The sequence below is a fragment of the Candidatus Dormiibacterota bacterium genome, from assembly GCA_035635555.1.
Classification (GTDB): Bacteria; Acidobacteriota; Polarisedimenticolia; order Gp22-AA2; family Gp22-AA2; genus Gp22-AA3.
In genome coordinates this window covers 32,723-56,651 of sequence record DASQAT010000033.1, presented here as the reverse complement: position 1 = coordinate 56,651, position 23,929 = coordinate 32,723, and the positions used below count along the sequence as shown (strand labels likewise).

The window sequence follows — 23,929 nt, the reverse complement described above, 5'->3', positions numbered from 1 at the left end:
TTGAGACGCCGCCGGGAGCGTGCTACCATCGTGGCGTGTCCTCGCAAAGGAGCCCGGACGTGGGTCTCGCCGCCCGCAGGAAGAAGGAGATTTTCGAGCTGCTGCGCGTCTACCACCAGTCGCGCGAGAACATCCGTCTGCTCCTCGAGATGAGCGACATGGCGGATTACGAGAAGATGGGATTCATCGACGCGTGGCAGGAGGAGATGGCCGATTTTTTTGCCCGCAACGGCTTCTGCTTCGCCTGCAATCGTCCTCTCGAACGCTGCGAATGCGCCGAGCCTCTCCGTCCCGCCCTTCCGCACTCCGCCGCCTGACCGCTCCCCTCTGCTAGAATCACCTCCCCTGAAGGGAGGGTCCCTTGGCCAAGCAACGCCGAAGCAAGGCTGCCGTACCGCCCGCCCGCTCGCGTCTCAAGGTGTGGATCGCCATGGGAAGCGACAGCGATCTGCCGGTCATGGAGGAGACCTTGAAGGTCCTGAGGGAGTTCGGCATTCCGTACGACGTGGACATCACCTCCGCGCACCGGACCCCCGACGAGACGGCGGAGCTGGCGCGCACGGCGATCGGCCGTGGCATCGGCGCGATCATCCTCGGCGCCGGCCACGCGGCGCACCTCGCGGGCGTGGTGGCCGCGCACACCACCCTGCCGGTCATCGGCGTGCCGCTCCCTTCCTCGTCTCTGCAGGGTCTCGACTCGCTCCTGTCGACGGTGCAGATGCCCGCCGGCGTGCCCGTCGCGACCATGGCCATCGGCAAGTCCGGCGCTTCGAACGCCGGCATCTTCGCCGCCCAGATCCTGGCGAACTCGGACCCGGAGCTGCGGCGGCTCCTGCAGGGCTTCAAGGAGCGGCTCGCGGCGAAGGTCCGCGAGAAGAACCGCGACTTGAAGTCCCGGTCGCCGCAGACCTCCTGACCGTGCCGACCTACCGCATCGTCACACTGGGTTGCAAGCTGAACCAGGCCGATTCGGCGGCCCTCGAGGCGCGCCTGCGCCTCCTGGGGCTGCGGCGTGCCCCCGCGGAGGAGGGTCCTGCCGCGGGAGCCGACGTCGTGATCCTCAACACCTGCACGGTCACGGCCCATGCCGACCGCGAGGCGCGCCAGATCGCGCGCCGGCTGCGCCGCGCCAACCCGCAAGCGCTCCTCATCGCCACCGGGTGCTACGCCGAGAGGGATCCGCATGGTCTGAAGACCGTCCCCGGCATCGATCACGTCGTTCCCCTGAGGGAGCAGGAGGAAACAGTGCCGGCCCTGGTCGCCGCCGCACTCGGGATCGACCGCCGGCACATCGAGCTCGACCTCGGCCCGCAGGGGACGACGGAAGGGTGCGAGCCGGAGACGGCCGCTGGCGATCGCACGCGCGCCCTCCTCAAGGTGCAGGACGGCTGCGACCTGCGCTGCTCCTACTGCATCATCCCGTCGGTGAGGGGGTCGAGTCGCAGCGTGCCGCCCCGCATCGTGCTCGAGAGACTGGCGCGGCTCGTCGACGCCGGCTTCCGTGAGATCGTGCTCACCGGGGTGAACACCGGCGACTACGGCAAGGACCTGGACCCGGCGCTCGACCTGGAAGGGCTTCTCGAGCGGGCGATCGAGGTGAAGGGGCTCGGACGCCTCCGCCTCAACTCGCTCGAGCCGCGGACGGTCACACCCGGCCTCGTCGAGCTCCTCGCCGGCTGCGGCGGTCGCGTCGTGCCCCACCTGCAGGTGCCCCTGCAGAGCGGCTGCGACAGTGTGCTGAGGCGCATGCGCCGTCCCTACCGCGCGGCCGATTACGCGCGCGTCGTCCTGGACCTCCGCCACCGGGTGGAGGGGATCGCCCTGGGCGCCGATGTGATCGTCGGCTTTCCCGGCGAGACCGACGCCGAATTCGAGACGACCCTTCGGTTCATCGAGGCCTCGCCTCTCAATTACCTGCACGTCTTCTCGTATTCCCCCCGACCGGGCACGGCGGCCGCCGCCCGGGCCGACCCTCTCCGTCCGGAGGTGATCAAGGACCGCAGCGCGCGGCTGCGTGGGCTCGGTCGCGACCTTTCGCTCCGCTTCCGCCGATCCTTCCTGGGCCGGATGAGGTCGTCGCTGACGTTTCGCGGGGTCCGGCCGGACGGGCGCCTGCGGGCGCTGACGGACAACTTCATCGATCTGGGATCCGATTACGAGGGGAGCGACCCCACAGCACTGATGAACCGCCTGCTTCCCGTCCGCATCACCGACGCGACGGACCAGGACACGCTCGGCACGATCGCGTCACCGCCGGCGCTTCGCCGTATCGATCAGATGCTGGCGCAGTTCGTCGACCAACGTCCCCTCGTTGCGGGCGCGCAGCGTCGAGAGATAGACCAGCTCGGGGCTGGCCGGATCACCCAGGAGGGCGCAGGCGCGCCGGGAGGCGCGCCGGCTCGCGGAGAGCGCGATACGCAGCATCACGCGGCTGCCGAGGAGTGAGGTGAGCCGGCCATAGAGACCGCCGGCGGCGGCGAACAGGGAGCGCACCCCGGGAGTGATCGGGGCGCCGCGCGCGACGAGCAACCGTTCGATCCTGTTCCGCCGATCCCGCTCGGCCCGCAGGTAGGTCTCGATCGCCTTCGTCCCGTCCGGATCGCGCAGTCTGGCGGCGTAGACACCGTAAAGCGCCAGGACCAGGTCCTGCAGGTAGAGGTCCTGGATCAGGCCGCGAATCCCGGTCCCGTTCACGTCTTCCGCCTCGCGACCAGTCCCCCCGGGGCGGCCGGGAGAGCGCGGCCTGTCGAAGGCCTCGATACCGGGGCCTACTTCTTGATGAGATCCTTGAGCGCCTTGGCGACGGTGAATTTCACGACCGTCTTGGCGGGGATCTGGATCGGTTCCCCGGTCGCCGGGTTGCGGCCGACGCGGGCCTGGCGTTTCATGACCTTGAATTTTCCCAAGCCTGCGAGCGGCACGTCTCCCTCGTTCTTCATCTCCCGCTCGACCAGGCGCGTGAATCCCTCGAGGAACGTCTTGGCCTGCTGCTTGTCGGTGCCGGTCTCCTGCGCGATCGCTTCGATCAAGTCCGTCCGGGTCATGCCGATGTCTCCCTAGTGTGACGTCGATTAAGGATCGGCTCTCGGGGGGCGAGAATCGGGGCTTTCTATCACACCCCTGGGACGAGGATCAAGGAACGGGGTCTATTTCCAGTCGACGGGCAGCCTGAGCTGCCGGTCGTCCCGGTCGCGATACAGGACGTAGCCGTTCCTCGTCCCGAAGAGAAACACGTCGCGCGTCACCTCGACGTCGCGCCGGCAGTACTGTTCGATGAGATCGACCCGCCCCTCCTTCCACCACTTCAGCGACTGAAGTCCGTCGGACGATTTGCCGACGCCGAGGGTCGCGCCGGCGAGATCGCCGAGCTTGAGGCGGAAACCCAGCTTGCGGTAGATGTCGGCGAGCATGTCGAAGGTCCGGACGCGCGCCAGGTTCCATTGCGTGTACGCCTTCAGAACCGCCATGTCGAAGCGGTCGATGTTGTAGCCGATCACGCGGTCGGCCATCACCAGGTCGAGCAGCAGGCGGTCGACGTCCTTCTCGGCGTAGGTCTTGAATTGCGAGGTGATCGCGTTGTAGGTGACCGCCAGCGCCAGCTTCATGTCGGCGACGTTCTGCCAGCCGCCGACCTCTTCTGCGCTCTTCTGCGTCTCGACGTCCAGGAACAGCGTCAGCTCCTGTCCGGGAGCGGCCCCGCCCGACCCGCGCCGCGCGGGTGTCGGGAGCGGCTCGTACTCGAAGCCTCCGCCCATGAGACGCAGCGGCGCGCGTCCGGACGGTGTCTCCGCGCGCGGGGCCGGGGTCTGCGTGCGCCGGGCGCCGGGTGCCGGGGGCGCCCGCCTCGTGACGGGCGGACCGGACGGCGCTTCCTCGGGCCGCGGGCCGTCCTGCAGGAGGGCCTCGGCGATGAGAAGCGCCGCCCGCTTGTCGAGCGGGTTGTTGCCGTTGCCGCACTTCGGGGACTGGATGCACGACGGACAGCCCGATGCGCACGGACAGGTGCGCAGGAGCGCTGCGGTCCGGCCGAGGAGGTCGGCGATTCCCTCGAACCCCCTGGCCGCGAGTCCGACCCCTCCCGGGTGTCCGTCGTAGATGAAGATGGCGGAGCGTCCGATCTGGGGATGCAGCGGATAGGAGATCCCGCCGATGTCGCCCCGGTCGCAGATCGCCAGAAGCGGAAAAAGGGAGATCAGGGCGTGCTCCAGGGCGTGGATCCCGCCCATGAAGTGGCCTTCGCTCGCGACGACCCGATCGCGCACGACGTCGGGCAGCGTGATCCACAGACCGACCGTCTCGAAGGTCAGGGGCGGCAGGTCGAGGTCGAACAGTCCGAGCCGATCGCGCCCGAACAGCCGCCGTTTCTCGTACCCGGTCAGCTCCTCGGTGACCTGGATCGTCCCGAGGCGCGCGTCGATCCCCCGATCCCGCTTCTCCTGCAGGACCTGCAGGATCTCGGTCTCCTTCTCGCCGCGCACTTCGGTGTAGTAGTCGACGTCCACGGGGACGACGCGGACGCGACGCGCCTCGATCAGGAGCTCGCGCACCAGGTACTGCTGCCCGCGGTGCAGGTAGACGGCCCCCGCGTGCGTCTCGTGGAACGCCCGCACCGCGTCGATGGTGCCGATGACGCGATCGGCCGCTTCGTCGACGATCGTGTAGGTGGCGCCGATCGACCGCAGCGAAATGTCGCGTTGCGGACGGCGGCGCAGCGTGAACCAGCGATCGCCGTTCGCGTCGCGCGCCAGGGCGCCCTCGCGCTCGAGGTCCTGCACCAGGGAAAACAGGGGCCCGTACGCCTGCCGGTCGCGCGGTTCCTCGAGGGGCAGCTCGGCGCCGGCGCACAACAGATGGGCCCGCGCGATGATCGGGTTGTTCGGGTCGAAGACGACCTCCTCGAAACCGCGCTTCAGAAGCTCCTCCGGATTCGTCATGAAGTACTGGTCGAGCGCGTCCGGCATGCCGACGAGCACGGTCAGGGACGGGCGGTCCTCCCGTCCGACGCGGCCGATCCGCTGCCAGGTGGAGACCACGCTTCCCGGGTACCCGACGAGCAGGCACACGTCGAGACCGCCGATGTCCACGCCCAGCTCGAGGGCGCTCGTCGAGATGACCCCCTGCAGCGAGCCCGAGAACAGACGGCGCTCGATCTCGCGGCGCTCCTCGGGGAGGTAGCCGGAGCGGTAGGCGCTCACGCGCGGGGCGTGGCGGGGCGATCCCTGCAGGAGCCACGAATGCAGGAGCTCCGTGATCTTGCGCGCCTTGGTGAAGGCGATCGCGCGGTACCCCTCGTCGAGCGACCAGGCGAGCAGCTGCGTCGCGGCGGTGTACGGGCTGCCGCGCGGGTTCAGGAACAGGAGGTGCCGCTCGGCCCGGGGCGCGCCGCTCCGATCCACCACGGCGAACCGGCGACCCGTCAGCGCCTCGCCCAACCCTCCCGGGTTGGCGATGCTGGCGGAGGACGCGATGAAACGCGGCCGGCTTCCGTAGTGCTCCGCCACGCGCAGCAGGCGCTTCAGGATGTGATGCAGGTGCGATCCGAAGATCCCCCGGTAGACGTGCAGCTCGTCCAACACCACGTACGACAGGTTCTCGAACAGAAGACGCCAGTCGTGGTGGTGCGCCAGGATCCCGAGATGCAGCATGTCGGGATTGGTGATCAGGATGTCCGGAGGATCGGCCTTGATCTTCCGGCGTCGCGAGTCGGGGGTGTCCCCGTCGTAGATCGCGGCCACGACCGGCCGACCGGTGCCCGGCAGCCCGTTGGCGCCGGGAACGACGCCGCCGTGGCGCGCCACGGCATCCGCGAGCTCGGCGATCCCCTGCAGCTGGTCCTGCGCCAGGGCCTTGTAAGGGAAAAGGTAGAGCGCCCGGGCCCCCGGCGTCTTCAGGACGGTTTCGAGGGTCGGCAGGAGGTAGACCAGGCTCTTGCCGCTGGCCGTCGGAGTGACGGTGAGGACGTCCTCCCCCGACCGCACCCTGTCGATCGCGTCGGCCTGGTGGCTGTAGAGCCTGAGGATCCCCAGGTCGTGAAGGGCCAGGTCCAGCGCCGCGGGAAGGGGGGAGGACAGGAGGGCGTACGAGGGGTCCACGGCCGGGACAGAGGCGCCGAAGACGACGTCGTCGCCGAATTTTTCGGACCGCCTGATCCTCTCGATGAAGGAGGAGAGGGCCGGGGAGGGATCCTTCTCGCTCACGGACGTCGCGAGGCGCGCAGGCGCCCTCACCGCGGTGCCCCTTCCGGGCCGTATTCGTAGAAGCCGCGCCCCGACTTCCTGCCCAGGTGGCCCGCGTCCACCATCCGCCGCAGCAGCGGACAGGGTCGGTATTTTGGATCGCCGAATCCCTGCTGCAGGATCTCCAGGATCGCCAGGCAGGTGTCCAGTCCGATGAAATCCGCCAGGGCCAGCGGCCCCATCGGGTGGCGCATCCCGAGGCGCAGGACGGCGTCGATGTCGTCGCGGCCGCCGACACCCTCGTACAGGGCGTAGATGGCCTCGTTGATCATCGGCATCAGGACGCGGTTGCTGATGAAGCCGGGGTAGTCCTGCGCCGTGACCGGCGTCCTGCCGAGGGCCTTCGCGAGATCGCGCGTCGTCTCCAGCGTCCCCTCCGACGTCGCCTGGCCGGCGACGATCTCGACCAGCTCCATGACCGGAACGGGGTTCATGAAGTGCATGCCGATGACGCGTTCGGGGCGGCGCGTCGCCGAGGCGATCTTCGTGATCGAGAGAGAGGACGTGTTGCTCGCCAGGATGACGCCGGTCCGGCAGGCGGCGTCGAGCGCCGCGAACACCCTCGTCTTGACCTCCAGCCTCTCGCTGACCGCCTCGATCACGAAATCGACGGCCGAGAAGGCTCCCGGCTCGGCCACAGCGCGGATCCTGTCGAGCGTCTCGGCCCGGGCCCGTTCGGGAAGCTTTCCCTTCTCCACCAGACGCTTCAGGCTGGAATCGATGAACGTCCGGGCCGCGTCGAGGGCGGTCGTGTCCTGGTCGTGCAGCAGGACGTCGAATCCCGACTGGGCCGCGACCTGGGCGATCCCCCGCCCCATCTGGCCCGACCCGACGACACCAATCGTGCGCAGGGTCACGCGTTCCATCAGAGGAGGCGCACGGCCATGGCCACGGCGTTGCCGCCGCCCAGGCAGAGCGCCGCGACCCCGCGTCGTGCCTTCCTGTCCGCCAGGGCGTAGAGCAGAGTGGTCAGCACCCGGGCGCCGCTGCAGCCGATCGGGTGCCCCAGGGCGACGGCGCCCCCGTTGACGTTCACCCGTTCCGGCCGCAGTTTCAGCTCGCTCAGCAGGGCCACGGCCTGGACGGAGAAGGCCTCGTTCAGCTCGAAGAGATCCACGTCCTCCGTCTTCCAACCCGCCTTCTCGAGGGTCTTCCGGACCGCCTCGATCGGCGCCATCATGACCATCTTCGGAGCGATACCGCTCGAGGCGTAGGAGACGATTTCCGCCAGCGGCTTGCGCCCCGCCTTCGCCGCCCGCTCTTCCGACATCACCACGAGCGCCGCGGCCCCGTCGTTCACTCCCGGCGCATTTCCAGCCGTGACCGTCCCCCCCTCCTTGAAAGCGGGCTTGAGACGCGCCAGGGCCTCCACGGTGGTGTCCCGTCGCGGCCCCTCGTCCGTGTCGAAGACCACGGGCGGCCCCTTCTTCTGGGGGATCTGCACGGCCACGATTTCCGCCTTGAACTTTCCCGCCTCGATGGCGGCAATCGCCTTGCGGTGGCTTCCCAGGGCGTATTCGTCCTGCGCCTGCCGGGGAATGCCGTAGGTCTCCGCCACCGCCTCGCCGCAGCAGCCCATGTGAAAGTTCTCGTAGACGTCCCACAAGCCGTCGGAGATCATCGAGTCGATCAGCTCGCCATGGCCCAGCCTGAGCCCCTCGCGACCCCCCTTGAGAAGATACGGAGCGTTGCTCATCGACTCCATGCCGCCCGCGACCACTATGTGATGGTCCCCCGCCCGGATCGCCTGGGCGGCCAGGGAGACTGCCTTCAACCCGGAGCCGCACACCTTGTTCACCGTCAGGGCGGGGACCGTCACCGGCAATCCGGCCTTCATCGCCGCCTGGCGCGCCGGGTTCTGCCCCAGTCCCGCCGACAGGACGTTCCCCATGATGACCTCTTCGACGTCCTCCGGACGGATCCCCGCGCGCGTCACCGACTCCCTCACGACCAGGGCCCCGAGATCGGTCGCCTGGAGCCCCTTCAGGGAACCGAGGAATTTTCCGAGGGGCGTCCTGCAGGCGCTGGCGATGACCGCCTTGCTCACGGCGAACCTCCCGAGGATGGTTCGCGCAGTATATCAAATGCACCGCGGTGGAGAGGCGGCCGGGGACGACTTGACTTCATCGAAGCGACAGAACTGTAAGGATTTGTTTACGAATCCCGTGCTTGACTGGAAGGGGATGATCCAGTATATAAACAGTGCTTTCGCTTTCCTCGTCACGCACGGCGCGGCCGATGCCGCAGGGAGGAGACGTCGATGAAGTTGCATGGCTGGAACGTCAAGCCGCTGAAGCCCCGTGTTTCCCCCTCGGCGAAGGACGAGCCGCTCGCGGAAGACATCTTCGTCAACAGCATCGTGGCCGTGAAGGACAACAAGCGCGTCCTCCTGCACCGGGTGGTCAAGATCAATCCGGACGGCAGCGAAGAAGTCTTCATCATCAAGGCATCGCCGAAGATCATCGAAACCAACCACTGACGCGCCCGCTCCCCGCTCCGCCGCGGCGCCCAGTATGTTAACGTAGCGCCCCATGCGCCGCGTGCCCCCTGCCGTCCTCGCGCTGCTGGCTGTCGCCGCCGGCGTGTACGCCCTGGCGGCGCCGCGCGATACCGACTCCTACCGCGTGCTGGCCGGGGTCTACTCCAGAAAGGACGTCAAGGCCGGAGCCGGCAATCCCGTGGCCCGCGCGGCGCTCGGCGAGATGACGATCGCCGTGGAATATCTGGAGCCCGGCGCACGCGCCGCGTTCGTCCGAGCGATGGCCCCCGCGATGCCCGACCCGTTCGCGGTCCGTCCCGGCCGGCCCGAGATGTACAACGCCTTCCGGGTCTCCTTCAACAACCGGTCCGGCTCCGACGTCCAGTTTCAGCCCAAGAACGTCGTGCTCCTCACGGATCGGAAGACCCAGGACTTCCCGGTCGACCTGACCGATCTGTACCGCGGCGCCGAGATGGCCGGACTCTCCGACCCGGAGCGGGTCTTCGATCGCCTCGCGCCGATCGTCTTCGACAGCGGCACGACCATCGCGCGGGGCACGAGCCTGGAGCGTCTCCTGGTGTTCGGTCCGTTCCCCGCGAAGTGGAGGGATCTGCAGCTGCACTTTTCCTTCCTGCAGATCGGCACCGAGACGCGCACCGTGTCGTTCAACTTCCACAAGCAGCCTTCGAAGGAGTGACGCCAACGTGCCGGCGCAATGCCTCGATGGGGCGGCCGTGGCCCGGGCGATCCGGGCCGAGGTCGCCCGCGAGGTCGCCGATCTGAAGGCGACCACCGGCCGGGCCCCGCGCCTGGCCGCCGTCCTGGTCGGGGACGATCCCGCCTCGCAGGTCTACGTGCGCAACAAGGTCGCCGCCAGCGCCGAGGTGGGGATCCGATCGGACGCGGTGCGTCTCGAGGCCACGATCGGCCAGGACCGGCTCCTGGACCGCATCCGGCTGCTCAACGACGACCCCGACATCGACGCGATCCTGGTGCAGCTCCCGTTGCCGCGCGGGCTCGACCGGATGGCGGTCCTGCTCGGACTGGATCCCGGGAAGGACGTCGACGGCCTGCATCCGCTCAACGCCGGCCGGCTGCTCATGAAGCTGGACGCGCCCGTGCCCTGCACACCCGCGGGGATCATCGACCTGCTCGAACGCAGCCGCCTGCCCGTCGCCGGCCTGCACGCCGTCGTCGTCGGCCGCAGCGAGATCGTGGGGCGGCCGATCAGCATCCTGTTGACGCAGCGCGACGCCACCGTGACCGTGTGCCACTCGAAGACACCGGACCTGGCCTCGTTCACCGCGCGGGCCGATCTCCTGATCGCGGCCATCGGCCGCCCCGCCTTCCTCCGGGGGGAGCACATCAAGCCGGGGGCGACGGTGATCGACGTGGGCGTGAACCGGCTGGACGACGCCGGGGCCGCGGCCTCGATCTTCGGGGCCGACTCTCCGCGCGTTCGGCAGGTGCGCGAACGCGGGTACACCCTGGTCGGGGACGTGCATCCGGTCGAAGCCGCCGAGCGCGCGGCCTTCCTGACGCCGGTGCCGGGGGGGGTCGGCCCTCTCACGATCGCCTGCCTGCTGCGGAACACGCTGCGCGCGGCGCGCCTGCGCCGCCGGCCGGCCGGCCGATGACCCAGGGATCCGATCTGCCGCCGGGGGCCTCGCTGCCGTTCGGCCAGGGGCGCGACCCCGCCGTGGTGCGATCCAAGCCGTTCGTGCTGCGGGTCGGCCTCACGGGCGGCATCGCCACCGGGAAATCGACCGTGGCGCGCATCTTCGCCACCCTGGGGGCGACCATCCTGGACGCGGACGAGATCGCCCATCGCCTGGTCGAGACCGGCGGCCCCGCCTACGAGCCGGTGGCCCGGGTGTTCGGCGAGGCGATCCTGAATCCGGATCGCAGCATCAACCGCTCCCGGCTCGGCCGCATCATCTTTTCCGATCCCGAAAGGCGGGCAGAGCTCGAATCGATCCTGCACCCTCTGATCCGCAAGGAGGAGGCGAACCTGGTCGAGCTCCTCGCCGACACCGGACAGGGACGCATCGCGGTCAGTAACGCCGCGCTTCTCATCGAGACCGGCTTCTACCGCGATTACCACCGCGTCGTAGTGGTCCACTGCGGCGCCGAGGTCCAGCTCGATCGCATCATCAAGCGCGACGGTCTGGCCGAGGACGAGGCGCGCGCGCGCATCGCGGTCCAGATCGACACGAAGGAGAAGCTCAAGGTCGCCCACTACGCGATCGACACCACGCCCGGCCACGCCGCCACGGAAACGCGCGCCCGCGCCGTCTTCCGCCACCTGCAGCTGGACCTCCAGGCGCTCTCCGAGGCGATCTAGACATCCATCGAAAGCGTGACGTTGTCGATCAGGCGCGCGCGGCCGAACCAGGCGCCCGCGGCGATGAGGGTCCCGGCACGGGCGACCGTGAGCGGCTCGAGAGTCTCCCCGTCCACGGCCTCGACGTAGTCGAGACGCGCGAGCGGCTCGGCGGCGATCGCTCCGCGCGCCACGTCGACCAGGCGCCCGGCGCCGGACTCGCCGGCACAAAACGCCGCGGCCGCGGAGCGGAGGGACCGGTACAGCACCGGGGCGGCGCGTCTCTCCTCCGGGCCGAGGTAGGCGTTCCGCGACGACAGGGCGAGACCGTCCTCCTCGCGCACGGTGGGACAGGAGACGATCCGGGCTTCCAGGTGAAGGTCGAGCGCCATGCGCCGGACGATTCTCAGCTGCTGCGCGTCCTTCTCTCCGAAGAAGGCGACGTCGGGGCCGACGATCGCCAGCAGCTTCATGACCACGGTGGTCACGCCCCGGAAATGGCCCGGGCGGCTCCTGCCGCACAGGACGTCCTGCATCCTCTCCACCTCCACGCGGGTCCGGTGCCCCGGCCGATGGATCTCCTCGTCCCCGGGGACGAACAGGACGTCGGCCCGGGCCGCGCGCAGGAGCTCCTCGTCGCGCTTCCGATCGCGCGGGTAGGCGCGGTAATCCTCCTGAGGCCCGAATTGCAGGGGATTGACGTAGATCGACACCACGACCGCGTCGCACTCGGCGCGGGCCCGCTCGATCAGAGACAGGTGGCCTCGGTGCAACGCACCCATCGTGGGCACCAGCCCGATCCTTTTTCCCGCGGCGCGGGCGGCTTTCGTGAACCTGCGCAGGTCCGCGACCGTGGCGCTGATCACCATGGGGGGTGCGTGCCCTACGATCGTCCGGCCTGGCGCTGGTCCACCACCGCCGGAGCGGAGTAGATCTCGGCCTCGGAGGGGAACGATCCGTCCCGCACGTCGGCGATGAAGCGCCCGACCGCCGCGGCGATCTCGTCGCCGATCCTCGCGTAGCGCCTCGCGAACTTCGGCGGCGTGCCTTCACCCAGGCCCACGAGATCGTGGAACACCAGCACCTGGCCGTCGCAGAAGCGTCCGGCTCCGATGCCCAGGGTCGGGATGGAGACCGCTTCGGTGATCGCGCGCCCGGCGTTCTCGGGCATCCCCTCGAGGACGAGCGCGAAGACGCCGGCCTCCTCCAGGGCCACGGCATCGTCCACCAGGACGCGGGCCTCGTCCACCTTCTTCCCCTGGACGCGGTAGCCGCCCATCAGGTGCACCGACTGCGGTGTCAGACCGATGTGACCCATGACCGGGATCTCTGCGTCGAGGAGAGCCCTCACCAGGTCGGCCCTCTTGCGCCCTCCCTCGATCTTCACCGCCGCGGCGCCCCCCTCCTTGAGGAACCGGCCGGCGTTCCTGATCGCGTCGCGCCTGCCGGTCTGGAACGACAGGTACGGCATGTCGCCGACCACGAGGGCGCGCCGGGCCGCCCGCGCCACGGCGCGGGTGTGGTGGAGCATCTCCTCCATGGTGACCGGCAGCGTGCTCTCGTAGCCGAGGACGGTGTTCCCCAGGCTGTCGCCGACGAGGAGGATGTCGATACCGGCGGCGTCCAGGATGCGCGCGGTCGGGTAATCGTAGGCGGTCAGCATGACGATCCTGCGGCCGCCCGCACGGGCGGCGCGCACCTCAGGGACGGTGATGCGTGTGGGTGGAGTGACGGACGGACGGGTCATCGGACCTCCTTCTCCCCTCCGGCGCGGGTGCGGCCGGTCGAGGGAATCGAACGCTACGTTGCGCTGCCGATGCGAGGGGGGAGCCGGCCTACGCGCGCGCCAGTCCCGGTCCCTTCTGGGATCCGAGCGGGATGTAGTACTGCACCCCTCTCTGCATCGTCTCGATCTGCCGGAACAGCTCCTCCAGGTCGTCGCGGCTCTTCACGAAATCGATCTCCGACGTATCGATGACCAGGAGCGGCGTCCGGTTGTAGTGAAAGAAGAAATAATTGTACGCGCGGTTCAGCTCGCCGACATACGCCTCCGAGATCTCGCGCTCGTAATCCCTCCGCCGCGACCGGAGACGCTCCATCAGCACCGTGTCCCGGGCCTGCAGGTAGATGACCAAGTCGGGGTGCGGCACCTGCGGCTCCAGGACCCCGTACAGCTTCTCGTAGAGCATGAGCTCGGAGTCATCCAGATTCAAGTACGCGAAGATCTTGTCCTTGGCGAAGATGTAATCGCAGACGAGGGTCTTCTGGAACAGACGCCCCTGCGCGAGCTCCTGCTGCTGGCGGAAGCGGTTCAGGAGGAAGAACAGCTGGCACTGGAAGGCGGCACCGGGGCGGTCCTGATAGAAATCGTGCAGGAACGGGTTCTCGACCTTCTCGAGGACCCTGGCGGCATCGAAACGCTCGGCCAGGAGATCGACGAGACTCGTCTTGCCGACTCCGATGGGCCCTTCGACAGCGATGAACTTGAAATTCATCCGTCCACGACCCTTTGAGAGCCGCGCATTATAACAGGAAGTCCGGCCCCTCCTCGGACTCCCGGGCGGGCGCGTCGAGACGCTCCACGCGCGACCGATCGGGGCAGATGCGGAGCAGCTCCGCGGCGGTCGTCCTGAGCACCGGGTGCCAGGCGGCGGGGGCGATCTCCACCAGGGGGACGAGAACGAAGCGTCTGAGATGCATCCTCGGATGCGGCACCTTCAATGCGGCCTCCTCCCGGACATCCTCCCCCGCGAGAAGGAGGTCGAGATCGATGCGTCTCGGACCCTTGTCGCGCGTTCGCTGCCGCCCCATCGACTGTTCGGCGAGAAGGCAGACTTCCAGGATTTGCTCCGGGGAGAGGGCCGTCTCGCAACCCACCACCTGATTGAGAAACTCTTCCTGGTCAATGACTTCCACTGGATCCGTCCGGTAGAGCGAGGAAACCAGGAGGGTACCCAGACCCCGCCCGTGGAGGGCCTCGATAGCCCTCCCCAGGTGACCTGAACGGTCTCCCTGGTTCGAGCCGAGACCGATGAAGATCAATCTCGTCGGCATCCCGGCGCTCCGAACACGCGTTGACAGTTAAAGATAGCATTTGCTAGCATCGACAGTTTGCAAATCATTTTTCTCTTCCGATGACTCCCAACTTGACGCGCCGCGGTGTTGGCGGCCAATCCACCCGGGACGTTCCCGGCAGGACGGGCTAACGAAATGAAGAAGGCACCAGCAAAGAAGATCACCAAGACGCCGGCGAGGACTGCTCCCACGAACACGTGGATGATCCACGAGAAGGCGCTGAAGGAGTTCGAGCGCGGCGTGACCCTTCTCCAGAAGCAGAGCTACTCCGAGGCCCTGGAGCGCTTCCAGGCGATCGTCGGCTCCTTCCCCCAGGAGAAGGAGCTCACCGATCGCGCCAACGTCTATCTGAGGATCTGCCGCAATCTGCTCGACAGCAAGGACCCTCAGCCGCGGAAGCCGGAGGACTTCTTCTACCACGGGGTCATCCGGGCGAACGAGGCCGACTACGAAGAGGCGGTCCGCCTCCTCGAGAAGGCTCTCCAGGCGGCTCCCAAGGACGAGAAGGTGCACTACGTCCTGGCCTCGACGCTGGCTCTGAAAGGAGAGCGCCGGGAGGCGCTCGAGCACCTGCGCGAGGCGATCGAGCTGAACACCACCAACCGGATCTACGCGCGCAACGATCCCGATTTCGAGCCCCTGCGCGACGACGAAAATTTTCAGAACCTGATCCACCCGGAGGAGCTCTAGGACGCGGCATCGGGTGATGAGCACGAAGCGCAAGGGCGGTCCACGCGAGCGCCGGCATCGGCCGGCGAACAGACGGAGAAGGGCCCGCCCCGCCCGCCCCACGCGGGCGATCCGGGCCAGGCGTCGCCGTGCTGCCCGCTCGTCCGCCTCCCGCCGGAAGCCGGCGCGCGCGGTCGCGTCAGCGGGCCCCGGGCGTCCGCAGCCGCCCGCGACAGCGGCGACCCGGATTCTGCCGCGCGGCGGCACGCCGATCATCGTGACGACGCCCGCGACGTTCCAGCGGCCGGGCGCTCCGCCGGGCCGTCCAGGCGTCGCCGAGAATCGTCCGACCGGGCCGGCCACACCGGGCAACGGTCCCGGCGCCGCCCTCGCGCGCGCGACACCAGCGCCCGGCCGCCCGCAACCCGCGTCCGCCGCCAACGCACCGCCGAGACCCTCAGCCGGGCTGCAGACTTTCCGGCCGGTCGCCTCCTCCGCGGCCCCCGCGTCCTCGATCGACCGCCGTCCGCCGCGGCGGACCGCGACGGCACCGCGCAAGCGCCAGGTGTGCGCCATGATCCTCGCCGCGGGGATGGGGAAAAGGATGCAGTCGCAGTCCACCAAGCTCGTCCACAACGTCGCCGGGCGGCCGATGGTGCGCCACGTGGTGGAGGCCGCGAGGGCGGCCGGCATGTCCAGAACCGTCGTCGTGGTGGGCAACCAGGCGGACGAGGTGCGCCGCGCCGTCGGTGAGACCGACAAGCGGATCGGATTCGCCTATCAGGACTCCCAGCGCGGCACCGGGCATGCGGTCCTCTCCGCCGAGGGGCACCTCCTCGGCTACGAGGGGGACGTGCTCATTCTCAACGGCGATCTGCCCGCGCTGCGGCCGGACACGCTGCACAGGTTCGTGGATTTCCATCGCGCCTCGGGGGCGCCCCTCAGCCTGATGACCGCGGTCGTCGATGTCCCGGGCGGCTACGGCCGGGTCATCCGCACCTACAACGGAGACGTGTCCCGCATCGTCGAGGAAGCGGACGCAACGGTGGAGGAGAAAGCGATCAAGGAGATCAACTGCGGCATCTACTGCGTCGACACCACCTGGCTGTGGGACCCTCTCAAGCGGGCGCGCGCCGACAACGCGCAGCGGGAGATCTACCTGACCGACCTGGTGGAGATCCTGCGGCGCGACGGTCACAAGGTGGCCGCCTTCCGGCACCCGGAGGCCGAGGAGGTGCTCGGCGTCAACGACCGGCGCGAGCTGTCCGCCGCCGCCCGCGCCCTGCACCGGCGCAAGGTGCTGGGCCTGATGGAAGCGGGGGTCACGGTGCTCGATCCGGAGACCACCTTCGTCGACGTGGACGTGAAGGTCGGGCAGGACACGGTCCTCGAGCCGGGTGTCATGCTCCTCGGCGCGACCGAGATCGGCCGGGGGGTGACGATCGGGATGGGTTCGCGCGTCGACGATTCGGTCGTGGGGGACGGCACCATTCTCCTGCCGTATTGCGTCGTGTCGTCGTCCCGCATCGGACGCGCCTGTCGCATCGGCCCGTTCGCCCACCTGCGTCCCGACACCCACCTCGACGAGCAGGCCCGCATCGGGAACTTCGTCGAGACCAAGAAGATCCACATGGGCCAGGGGAGCAAGGCGAACCACCTCACCTATCTGGGAGACGCGGAGATCGGCAGGAGCGTCAACATCGGCGCCGGCACGATCACCTGCAACTACGACGGCGTCCAGAAGCTGCGAACGGTCATCGAGGACGAAGTCTTCATCGGCAGCGATACCCAGCTCGTGGCCCCCGTGCGCGTGCGGCGGGGGGCCTACGTCGGCGCGGGCTCGACCATCACCAAGGACGTCCCCTCCCACGCCCTGGCGATCTCGCGCTCCGAACAGGTCATCAAGGAGGACTGGGCGAAGCGTTTCAGTCCCGTGGCGCGCAGAAAAAGGGAGAAGGGCTAGGAGCCGGTCGAATCCCGATTTGCGGCGCGCGCGGCCCGGACTTATAGTGGAGTGCGTCATGTGCGGGATCGTCGGGTACATCGGCCACAAGCGGGTCAGCACCGTTCTGCTGGACGGGCTGCGCCGGCTGGAGTACCGCGGCTACGACTCGGCGGGCATCGCGGTCGTCAACGGCGGCTCCATCCAGGTCGTGCGCAGCGCCGGGAAGCTGCGCGACCTGGAAGAGAACCTCAGGCTCACCACGATCGAAGGGACGTTCGGGCTCGGCCACACGCGCTGGGCCACGCACGGCCGCCCGACCGAGGAGAACGCCCATCCGCACCGCGACTGCAGCGGCACTCTCGTCGTGGTCCACAACGGCATCATCGAGAACTACAAGGATCTGAAGCGGGACCTGGCCGCCCAGGGTCACGCGTTCAAGACCGAAACCGACACGGAGGTCATCGCCCACCTCATCGAAGAGGTCCGCAAGGGCTCCGGCATGTCGTTCGAGGACGCCGTCCGGCGCGCGGTTCCGCGCCTCTCGGGCAGTTATGCCTTTTGCGCCGTGTCGGCGAACGACCCGATGAAGATCGTGGCGGCGCGCAACGGTCCGCCCCTCGTCGTGGGCCTGGGCAAGGACGAGTACTTCGTGGCCTCCGACATCCCGGCCATCCTGCACCACACGCGCGACGTCTTCTTCCTGGACGATCGGGAGATCTCGGTGATCACCGAGAGCGGCGTCGTGACCACGGATCAGCAGGGCCGGCCCGTCAGCAAGAAGACCCAGCGCATCACCTGGGATCCGATCATGGCGGAGAAGGCCGGCTTCAAGCATTTCATGCTGAAGGAGATCTACGAGCAGCCGCGCGCGATCCGCGACACCCTTCTGGGACGGGTCTCGCAGGAGAGCGGGCAGATCTTCCTCGACGAGATGGAGATCACCGACGAGGAGTTTCGCGCGTGCAGGAAGCTCCACCTGGTCGCGTGCGGGACCTCCTGGCACGCGGCGCTCGTGGGCAAGTTCCTGATCGAGCGCCTGGCGCGGCTGCCGGTCGAGGTCGATTTTGCCTCGGAGTTCCGCTACCGCAACCCGATCCTCGAGAAGGATCACCTGGTCGAGGTGATCAGCCAGTCCGGCGAGACGGCCGACACCCTGGCGGCGCAACGCGAGGCGCGCGCCCGCGGCCTCAAGACGATCGCCGTCTGCAACGTCGTCGGCTCCATGATCACGCGCGAAGCCCAGGGAGTGATCTACACGCACGCCGGACCGGAGATCGGCGTGGCCTCGACCAAGGCGTTCACGGCTCAGATCGCCGCCCTGTTCCTGCAGGCGCTGCACCTGGGCCTCCTGCGGGGGACGTTGACCCGCGACGAGTCGAAGGAGCACATCAAGGGACTGCTGCACCTTCCGACGCAGATCGAGCAGGTGCTCGCGAAGGACGCCGAGATCGAGGAGATCGCCAAGGATTACTTCCGGGCGCCCGACTTCCTGTACCTGGGACGGGGGCTCAACTACCCGATCGCGCTGGAAGGGGCGTTGAAGCTGAAGGAGATCTCCTACATCCACGCCGAGGGGTACCCGGCGGGCGAGATGAAGCACGGTCCGATAGCGCTCATCGACCGCAACCTGCCGGTCGTGGCGCTGGTGTTCGGCGACACGCTCTACGAGAAGATGATGGCCAACATCGAGGAGGCCCGGGCGCGCGACGGCGCCATCATCGCGGTGACCGACGAGGGGAACACCGAGGTGCCGCGCCGCGCCGACCGCACGATCACGGTGCCGCGCGCCTCCGACCTGCTGACCCCCATCCTGGCCGTCATCCCCCTGCAGCTCCTCGCCTATCACATCGCCCTGAGGCGCGGCTGCGACGTGGATCAGCCTCGCAACCTCGCCAAGTCGGTCACCGTTGAATAACGGCGCAGCCGCGCCGTCCCCCCGCCACCGACCTCTTTTCGTTGCGCTCTACGTCCTCCCGGTGCTCCTGGTCCTGGTGATCCGCGCGCTCCCCCTGGCGACCGGAGCGCGCACGCTCTACCTGCGAGACATCCTCGGCACGCACCTGGAGATGAAGGCCGCGCAGTCGGAGGGGATGCGCCGCGGCCTCCTGCCGCTGATCGATCCGTACCGTGCCGGCGGGCAGCCGGCGCTCGGAAACCCCGACTCGGTGCCGCTCTATCCGGACAACCTGCTCTACCTCGCGGCCCCGACTCTCTGGGCGCTGAACGCCCATTTCTGGATTCATCTCCTGCTCGCCCCGTTCTCCATGTTCTGGCTGGCGCGCGCCTGGGGCCTGCGGCGCGAGGCCGCGTGGGCCGCCGGGACTTTCTACGCCCTGAGCGGATACGTCCTGTCGCACCTGATGCTCTACAACCAGGTCGCCGGTGCAGCGCTCGCCCCCGCCCTGGCGGCCGGCTGCCTGCGCTTCGCGGAGGGAGACCGGCGGCGACTGACCGGACCGGCCGTGGCGATCCTCTGGGCCCTGCTCCTGCTCGGCGGCGAGCCGTTCATGGCCATCCTGGCGCTCCTCCTGGGGATCGGAGGCGTGACGATCCGCCACGGCTTCCGCGGAAAGACGCTGCCGCGGCTCGGGCTCTATCTCGCCTGCGGCACCCTGATGGCGGCGCCGCAAATCGTCGAGCTGCTGCGCATCCTCGGCTCGTCCTACCGGGGGCATCTCGGGTACTCGTCCGGCGCCCGCATGGCCGCGAGCTGGGATCCCCGCCAGATGGCCGAGTGGCTGCTGCCGTTCGCCTTCGGCCGCCCGGATCGGCTCGGCGCCGGAGGGTTCTGGGGGCACCACTTCTTCACCGGCCATCCTCCTTACTATTTTTCACTCTACCCCGGCCTGCTGGCGCTGGCACTCGGGACCGCGGCGCTCCGCGGCCGCTCGGCCCGCTGGCCGCTCGCGCTCGTCCTGGCCGGCCTCTTCCTGGCGCTGGGGAGATTCAACCCGGCGGTGGCCTGGATCTTCGAGTCCGCGGGCGGGCTGGTGCGCTATCCGGTCAGGATGTGGCTCCTGGTCGCGGTGGGCGGCGCACTGCTCGCCGGGATCGGCTTCGAGCGCTGTTTTTTCGAAGCCCTTCCCGGCGCGCGGCGGACCCTGCACGTGACGCTGGGCGTCCTGGCCGGCGCGTTCCTTGCCGGTCGCTTCGCGCTGGCGCGGCTGTCCGGACCGCTCGAGTCCTGGCTGGCCGGAGTCCTGCCGCCCCAGTCGCCCCCCGGGAGCGCGTCCCTGGCGGTCACGCGCTGGGCCGATCTCGCCACGGTCTCGATCGGCCTCCTGGCGCTTCTCGCGCTCGCTTCGGTCCTGGCGGCGCGGTTTCCGAAGGAGGGGGGAGCACTCCTCCTCACCCTCCACGCCGCCACGCAGATCGTCCTGCTCGCGCCGCTCATGGCGACGGACGCCACCGTGAACTACCGGACGCCGCCGGCGCTTCTGGGGGCCATCCCCGACGATGCGTCCGCGGCGCACGGCGGATCCGAGGGGCTGTTCGGGTCGGGGAGTCCGGCCCCGCGGATCTACCCCGGGGCGGAGGGATTCTGGTTCACGCGGCGCGCCTTCCAGGAGGCGTATCCGTTCGCCGGCGTTCTCCAGGGCCGCCGCTACGAGCTCAACGTCTCGTCGGAGGGGCTCGACTCGTTCCTGAGCACCGCCGCCCGCGATGCCGTCAGGCTGGCGGATGACGCGGCCCGCATCCGCCTCCTGGCCGCCTGGGGCGTCGGGTATCTCGTCCTCGATCGCCCGCTGGACCCGGCGGCCGCCGGCCAGGTCGAGCCGGTCCTGCGCCGTCCTTCCTTCGACGGGTCGATCGATCTCTACCGGATCCCCGCCACGGCACCTGCGCTCGTGGTCGCCGGGACAGTCCTGCGCGCCCCGAACCTCAACGCGGCGGTCAGGCAGATCGAGGATCCCTCGTTCGATCCCCGCACGATGGTCGTGCTTCCGTCCGATCCCCGGCGGGCCGCCCCGGAGGAAGGGGACGCGCGCGCGCCGGGCGTGGCGCGCGTGCTGATCAGCGGTCCGGAGATGCTGGCGGCCGAGATCGAGGCTCCCGCCCCGGGCGTGCTCGTGGTGCAGCGCGCCTTCCAGCCGATCTACCGCGCGACGGTCGACGGCACCCGGGCGGCCGTGCGTGTCGCCAATCTGCACCGCATCGGGATCGACGTCCCGGCAGGGCGGCACAGGGTCGATCTGTGGGTGGACCGGCGCCCACTGGCTGTGTCCTTCTTCCTGTCCGTCCTGGGTCTCTCTGGACTGGCCTGGCTCGCGCGGCGCCCGCGCGATGCGGCGTCCGGGCCGGTCACCGGCCGGGCGGGACCTGCGGCTTGTCGGTCGGCTTGATCTGCCGGCAGCTTTCGATCAGACGCAGAGCCTGGCGCAGCTCTCCGGAGTCGAGGCTGTTCGTGAGGATGGTGAACGACACCAGCAGATCGCCGACTCCCGCCGCTCCTTCCGTCAGATAGGTCCACTCGTCCTTCTTCGGCGCGCGGTCGGTGACCGTGAAGTAGTACCCGGCCGCCTCGGCCCCCTTGATCTTCTGAAGAGTGATCTCCTTCTCCACCGACGCCTCCAGCTGCTTGCGTCCGATTTCCTCCAGCAGCGGACGGATCTTCTTCATCTGGTTGTAATCCGGGTCGCCGGCCGGGCTGAACAGAGGCGTGATCTGGACCGAGAACTCGTTCCCCGCGGCGGGCGAGAACTCGATGGTCGGCGGCAGATCGCCCGGCGGCCGGTTGATCTCCTCCTTCCACGCCGCGGGGACGGAGAACTCGAGACGCCCGTGCCCCGGCAGATCGTAGGTGCGGACCGGGGCCGCGCCGTCGGCGGCCAGGGACAGCGCGGGCAAAAGCAGGCACAGGCACGATGTCGAGGCCTTCAGGTCCACGCGTTCTCCTTGCTGCTCGTACGGAGGAGGGAGAAGACTACCTCCCCGTCCGGCGGGCGTCAACCGCGCGCGCGGCGTGCGATAATCCGCGCCATGGACGCACTCCTGGAATCGCTCAACCCGCGGCAGCGGGAGGCCGTGGAGCACACCGAGGGACCCGTGCTGATCGTGGCCGGGGCCGGTTCGGGGAAGACGCGCGTGATCGTGCACCGCCTGGCCTTCATCGTGGCGCGCGGACTGGCGCGCGCGTCCGACGTGGTGGCCGTGACCTTCACGAACAAGGCGGCCGGGGAGATGAAGGAGCGGGTCGAGCGCCTGGTGGGGGCCGACCGGGGCGGGGCCCGTGTCTCCACCTTTCACTCCTGGTGCCTGCGGTACCTGCGGGGTCACGCCGAGGTGCTCGGCTACACGCGGGACTTCCTCGTGTACGACGAGGCCGACCGGTCGGCGCTCATCAAGGAGTGCCTCGGCGAGCTGGCCGTCGACGACAAGTCGTTCCCGCCGCGCCTGTTCCGGCATCGGATCAGCAGCGCCAAGAACCTCGGGCTCGATGCGCGAACCTTCGACGGCGGTGGCGAAGGCCTGATGGGCGAGCTGATCGCGAAGGTCTTCGCCCTCTACCAGAAACGACTGCGCGACTGCAACGCCATGGATTTCGACGACCTGATCGGCCAGGTGCTCGTCCTGTTCGCGGAGCGCGAGGATCTGGCGCGAGCCGCCGCGGAGCAGGTGCGCTATCTCATGGTCGACGAGTACCAGGACACCAACCGGCCGCAGTACCGGCTCATCCGCCACCTGGCCGCGGCGCACGGCAACGTGTGCGCCGTCGGCGATCCGGACCAGTCGATCTACCGCTTCCGCTTCGCCGACATCAGGAACATCCTGTCCTTCGAGGAGGACTTCCCCGGCACGCGCGTCATCAAGCTCGAGCAGAACTACCGCTCCACCGGCAACATCCTGGAGGCGGCGACCGCCGTGATCCGCCACAACCGGGACCGCATCGACAAGGCCCTGTGGAGCGAGGCGCCCAAGGGGCGGACGCTCGAGCTCCTGGTCGCCCTGGACGAGCGGCACGAGGCGGATCGCATCGTCGCCCGGATCGGCGGCCTGCGTCGCGACCACGGCCTGGAGGACATCGCCCTGCTGTACCGGACCAACGCCCAGTCCCGGGCGCTCGAAGAGGCCCTGGCGCGCCACCAGGTCCCCTACATCGTGATCGGCGGGCCGCGCTTCTACGATCGCAAGGAAGTGAAGGACATCCTGGCGTATCTTCGCGCCCTGCTCAACCCGCGCGACGACGTCAGCCTGAAACGCATCGTCAACACGCCGGCGCGCGACATCGGCAAGACCACCCTCGACTCGGTCCTCGACGTGGCCCGCAAGGACACGACCCCCGTCGAGGCGGCGATGCGCAAGACCATCGACCTGGGCCTCGTCGGCGGAAGGTCCGCACGCGCGCTCGAGACCTTCCTGAGCCTGATGTCCGACCTGCGCTCCGAGCTCGGCTCGCAGCCGCCCAGCCGACTCGTCGCGTCGATCATCGAGCGCACCGGATTCGAGACCTACCTCGAGCGGACATCGCCGGGGGACGCCGCCTCGCGCATCGAGAATCTCCAGGAGCTGGCCAGCGCCCTCGTCTCCTACGACGGCATGCCGGACGGCCTGCGCGCCTTTCTCGACCGCGCGGCCCTCCTGTCCGAGACCGAGAACGTGCAGGGGAGCTCGGGCGTCCGCCTGATGACCCTGCACTCGGCCAAGGGGCTGGAGTTCCCGGTCGTCTTCATCACCGGGATGGAGGAGAACCTCTTCCCGCACTCGCGCTCCTCCGAGGAGCACGAGGACGTCGAGGAGGAGCGCCGTCTGCTGTACGTGGGCATGACGCGCGCACGGGAGCGGCTGTTCCTGACGCGCGCTGGTCAGCGGCGTCTGTTCGGAGAGCCGATGTCGGCCGTCCCGTCCCGCTTCCTGCAGGAGATTCCGCCGCACCTCCTGCGGGAGAGCGAATGGGACGACGGTGCGATGGGAAACGACTACGCCTCGCGTCTCCACGGTGCCGCCGCGTCGATCGCCCGCCGCCGCTCCGGCCGGAGTGAAGAGCGCTTCGACGGGGAGATCGAAGCGCCCGTCGATCCATCCTCCCCCTTCACCCTCGGCTGCAAGGTACATCATCCGGAGTACGGCGTCGGAACGGTCATCGGCGTCGAGGGGAAGGGGGACGGCCTGAAACTCACGGTTTCGTTCTCGGTTTACGGCTCCAAGAAGTTCCTGCCGCGTTACGCCCCCCTCGAAAGAATCTGACGCACGTCCGCCCCCGG

At 68.9% G+C, this 23,929-nt stretch carries 21 protein-coding genes; 12 read left to right on the top strand and 9 right to left on the bottom strand.

Annotation, left to right across the window (positions count from 1 at the left end; translation table 11 throughout):
* The first annotated feature begins 59 nt into the window (after positions 1-59).
* From VEW47_08675 to mtaB, 3 genes are read left to right on the top strand one after another with little or no spacing between them, the layout of a single operon-like run.
* Positions 60-317 (top strand): hypothetical protein, encoded by a 258-nt coding sequence (locus VEW47_08675; protein HYS05253.1) that lies wholly within the window; start codon positions 60-62, stop codon positions 315-317.
* 44 nt (positions 318-361) lie between these two features.
* Complete coding sequence (gene purE / locus VEW47_08670; protein HYS05252.1) at positions 362-916, top strand: 5-(carboxyamino)imidazole ribonucleotide mutase; 555 nt, start codon at positions 362-364, stop codon at positions 914-916.
* Between the two features lie 2 nt (positions 917-918).
* The gene (mtaB, locus tag VEW47_08665; protein HYS05251.1) at positions 919-2,445 is read left to right on the top strand and encodes a tRNA (N(6)-L-threonylcarbamoyladenosine(37)-C(2))-methylthiotransferase MtaB; all 1,527 of its coding nucleotides are present in this window, start codon (positions 919-921) and stop codon (positions 2,443-2,445) included.
* 323 nt (positions 2,446-2,768) lie between these two features.
* On the opposite strand, the gene VEW47_08660 is transcribed toward mtaB, so the two are convergent.
* From VEW47_08660 to VEW47_08645, 4 genes are all read right to left on the bottom strand, one after another.
* The gene (locus tag VEW47_08660) at positions 2,769-3,044 is read right to left on the bottom strand and encodes an HU family DNA-binding protein (protein ID HYS05250.1); all 276 of its coding nucleotides are present in this window, start codon (positions 3,042-3,044) and stop codon (positions 2,769-2,771) included.
* A 102-nt stretch (positions 3,045-3,146) separates the two neighbouring features.
* Complete coding sequence (locus tag VEW47_08655; protein ID HYS05249.1) at positions 3,147-6,227, bottom strand: DEAD/DEAH box helicase; 3,081 nt, start codon at positions 6,225-6,227, stop codon at positions 3,147-3,149.
* Positions 6,224-7,093 (bottom strand): 3-hydroxyacyl-CoA dehydrogenase NAD-binding domain-containing protein, encoded by an 870-nt coding sequence (locus VEW47_08650; GenBank protein HYS05248.1) that lies wholly within the window; start codon positions 7,091-7,093, stop codon positions 6,224-6,226. The genes VEW47_08655 and VEW47_08650 overlap by 4 nt, the downstream gene beginning before the upstream one ends.
* Positions 7,094-7,101: 8 nt before the next feature.
* Positions 7,102-8,283, bottom strand: a complete 1,182-nt coding sequence (locus VEW47_08645) for an acetyl-CoA C-acetyltransferase (protein HYS05247.1) — start codon at positions 8,281-8,283, stop codon at positions 7,102-7,104.
* A gap of 213 nt (positions 8,284-8,496) precedes the next feature.
* On the opposite strand from VEW47_08645, the gene VEW47_08640 reads away from it, so the two are divergent.
* Genes VEW47_08640 through coaE form a run of 4 tightly spaced genes read left to right on the top strand, consistent with a single transcriptional unit; the run spans position 8,497 to position 11,059 of the window.
* On the top strand, positions 8,497-8,715 hold the full coding sequence (locus VEW47_08640) for a hypothetical protein (protein HYS05246.1): 219 nt from the start codon (positions 8,497-8,499) through the stop codon (positions 8,713-8,715).
* A 52-nt stretch (positions 8,716-8,767) separates the two neighbouring features.
* Positions 8,768-9,412, top strand: a complete 645-nt coding sequence (locus VEW47_08635; protein ID HYS05245.1) for a hypothetical protein — start codon at positions 8,768-8,770, stop codon at positions 9,410-9,412.
* A 7-nt stretch (positions 9,413-9,419) separates the two neighbouring features.
* Entirely contained in the window at positions 9,420-10,352 is a 933-nt protein-coding gene (locus VEW47_08630; protein HYS05244.1) for a bifunctional 5,10-methylenetetrahydrofolate dehydrogenase/5,10-methenyltetrahydrofolate cyclohydrolase, read from the top strand.
* Positions 10,349-11,059 carry a dephospho-CoA kinase gene (gene coaE, locus VEW47_08625; protein HYS05243.1) on the top strand — a complete coding sequence of 237 codons (711 nt, stop codon included), beginning with the start codon at positions 10,349-10,351 and terminating at the stop codon, positions 11,057-11,059. The genes VEW47_08630 and coaE overlap by 4 nt, the downstream gene beginning before the upstream one ends.
* Here the strand turns inward: coaE and panC are convergent.
* The 4 genes from panC to folK form a co-directional block, all read right to left on the bottom strand.
* Positions 11,056-11,907: a pantoate--beta-alanine ligase gene (gene panC, locus VEW47_08620; protein ID HYS05242.1), complete on the bottom strand. Its 852-nt coding sequence runs from the start codon at positions 11,905-11,907 to the stop codon at positions 11,056-11,058. The genes coaE and panC overlap by 4 nt on opposite strands.
* A 14-nt stretch (positions 11,908-11,921) precedes the next feature.
* Positions 11,922-12,785, bottom strand: a complete 864-nt coding sequence (panB, locus tag VEW47_08615; GenBank protein HYS05241.1) for a 3-methyl-2-oxobutanoate hydroxymethyltransferase — start codon at positions 12,783-12,785, stop codon at positions 11,922-11,924.
* A gap of 88 nt (positions 12,786-12,873) precedes the next feature.
* Positions 12,874-13,533: a deoxynucleoside kinase gene (locus VEW47_08610; GenBank protein ID HYS05240.1), complete on the bottom strand. Its 660-nt coding sequence runs from the start codon at positions 13,531-13,533 to the stop codon at positions 12,874-12,876.
* 28 nt (positions 13,534-13,561) lie between these two features.
* Positions 13,562-14,092, bottom strand: a complete 531-nt coding sequence (folK, locus tag VEW47_08605; protein ID HYS05239.1) for a 2-amino-4-hydroxy-6-hydroxymethyldihydropteridine diphosphokinase — start codon at positions 14,090-14,092, stop codon at positions 13,562-13,564.
* 156 nt (positions 14,093-14,248) lie between these two features.
* Between folK and VEW47_08600 the strand changes: the two genes are divergently transcribed.
* From VEW47_08600 to VEW47_08585, 4 genes are all read left to right on the top strand, one after another.
* Positions 14,249-14,803: a tetratricopeptide repeat protein gene (locus VEW47_08600; protein HYS05238.1), complete on the top strand. Its 555-nt coding sequence runs from the start codon at positions 14,249-14,251 to the stop codon at positions 14,801-14,803.
* A 553-nt stretch (positions 14,804-15,356) separates the two neighbouring features.
* Positions 15,357-16,745 carry a bifunctional UDP-N-acetylglucosamine diphosphorylase/glucosamine-1-phosphate N-acetyltransferase GlmU gene (glmU, locus tag VEW47_08595; protein ID HYS05237.1) on the top strand — a complete coding sequence of 463 codons (1,389 nt, stop codon included), beginning with the start codon at positions 15,357-15,359 and terminating at the stop codon, positions 16,743-16,745.
* Between the two features lie 58 nt (positions 16,746-16,803).
* Entirely contained in the window at positions 16,804-18,642 is a 1,839-nt protein-coding gene (glmS, locus tag VEW47_08590) for a glutamine--fructose-6-phosphate transaminase (isomerizing) (protein ID HYS05236.1), read from the top strand.
* On the top strand, positions 18,635-21,070 hold the full coding sequence (locus tag VEW47_08585; protein ID HYS05235.1) for a hypothetical protein: 2,436 nt from the start codon (positions 18,635-18,637) through the stop codon (positions 21,068-21,070). Before glmS ends, VEW47_08585 begins: the two co-directional genes overlap by 8 nt.
* On the opposite strand, the gene VEW47_08580 is transcribed toward VEW47_08585, so the two are convergent.
* The gene (locus VEW47_08580) at positions 21,030-21,614 is read right to left on the bottom strand and encodes a hypothetical protein (GenBank protein ID HYS05234.1); all 585 of its coding nucleotides are present in this window, start codon (positions 21,612-21,614) and stop codon (positions 21,030-21,032) included. The genes VEW47_08585 and VEW47_08580 overlap by 41 nt on opposite strands.
* 93 nt (positions 21,615-21,707) lie before the next feature.
* Here VEW47_08580 and VEW47_08575 point away from each other — a divergent pair, with 93 nt between their 5' ends.
* Complete coding sequence (locus VEW47_08575) at positions 21,708-23,912, top strand: UvrD-helicase domain-containing protein (GenBank protein HYS05233.1); 2,205 nt, start codon at positions 21,708-21,710, stop codon at positions 23,910-23,912.
* Positions 23,913-23,929 lie beyond the last annotated feature (17 nt).

Bases quoted from the DNA above. Each gene is read 5' to 3' on its own strand.
- folK (HYS05239.1), bottom strand. From the start codon at position 14,092: ATGCCGACGAGATTGATCTTCATCGGTCTCGGCTCGAACCAGGGAGAC.
- VEW47_08635 (HYS05245.1), top strand. From the start codon at position 8,768: ATGCGCCGCGTGCCCCCTGCCGTCCTCGCGCTGCTGGCTGTCGCCGCC.
- glmS (HYS05236.1), top strand. From the start codon at position 16,804: ATGTGCGGGATCGTCGGGTACATCGGCCACAAGCGGGTCAGCACCGTT.
- coaE (HYS05243.1), top strand. From the start codon at position 10,349: ATGACCCAGGGATCCGATCTGCCGCCGGGGGCCTCGCTGCCGTTCGGC.
- VEW47_08575 (HYS05233.1), top strand. From the start codon at position 21,708: ATGGACGCACTCCTGGAATCGCTCAACCCGCGGCAGCGGGAGGCCGTG.
- VEW47_08660 (HYS05250.1), bottom strand. From the start codon at position 3,044: ATGACCCGGACGGACTTGATCGAAGCGATCGCGCAGGAGACCGGCACC.
- panB (HYS05241.1), bottom strand. From the start codon at position 12,785: ATGACCCGTCCGTCCGTCACTCCACCCACACGCATCACCGTCCCTGAG.
- VEW47_08640 (HYS05246.1), top strand. From the start codon at position 8,497: ATGAAGTTGCATGGCTGGAACGTCAAGCCGCTGAAGCCCCGTGTTTCC.
- glmU (HYS05237.1), top strand. From the start codon at position 15,357: ATGATCCTCGCCGCGGGGATGGGGAAAAGGATGCAGTCGCAGTCCACC.
- VEW47_08610 (HYS05240.1), bottom strand. From the start codon at position 13,533: ATGAATTTCAAGTTCATCGCTGTCGAAGGGCCCATCGGAGTCGGCAAG.
- VEW47_08600 (HYS05238.1), top strand. From the start codon at position 14,249: ATGAAGAAGGCACCAGCAAAGAAGATCACCAAGACGCCGGCGAGGACT.
- panC (HYS05242.1), bottom strand. From the start codon at position 11,907: ATGGTGATCAGCGCCACGGTCGCGGACCTGCGCAGGTTCACGAAAGCC.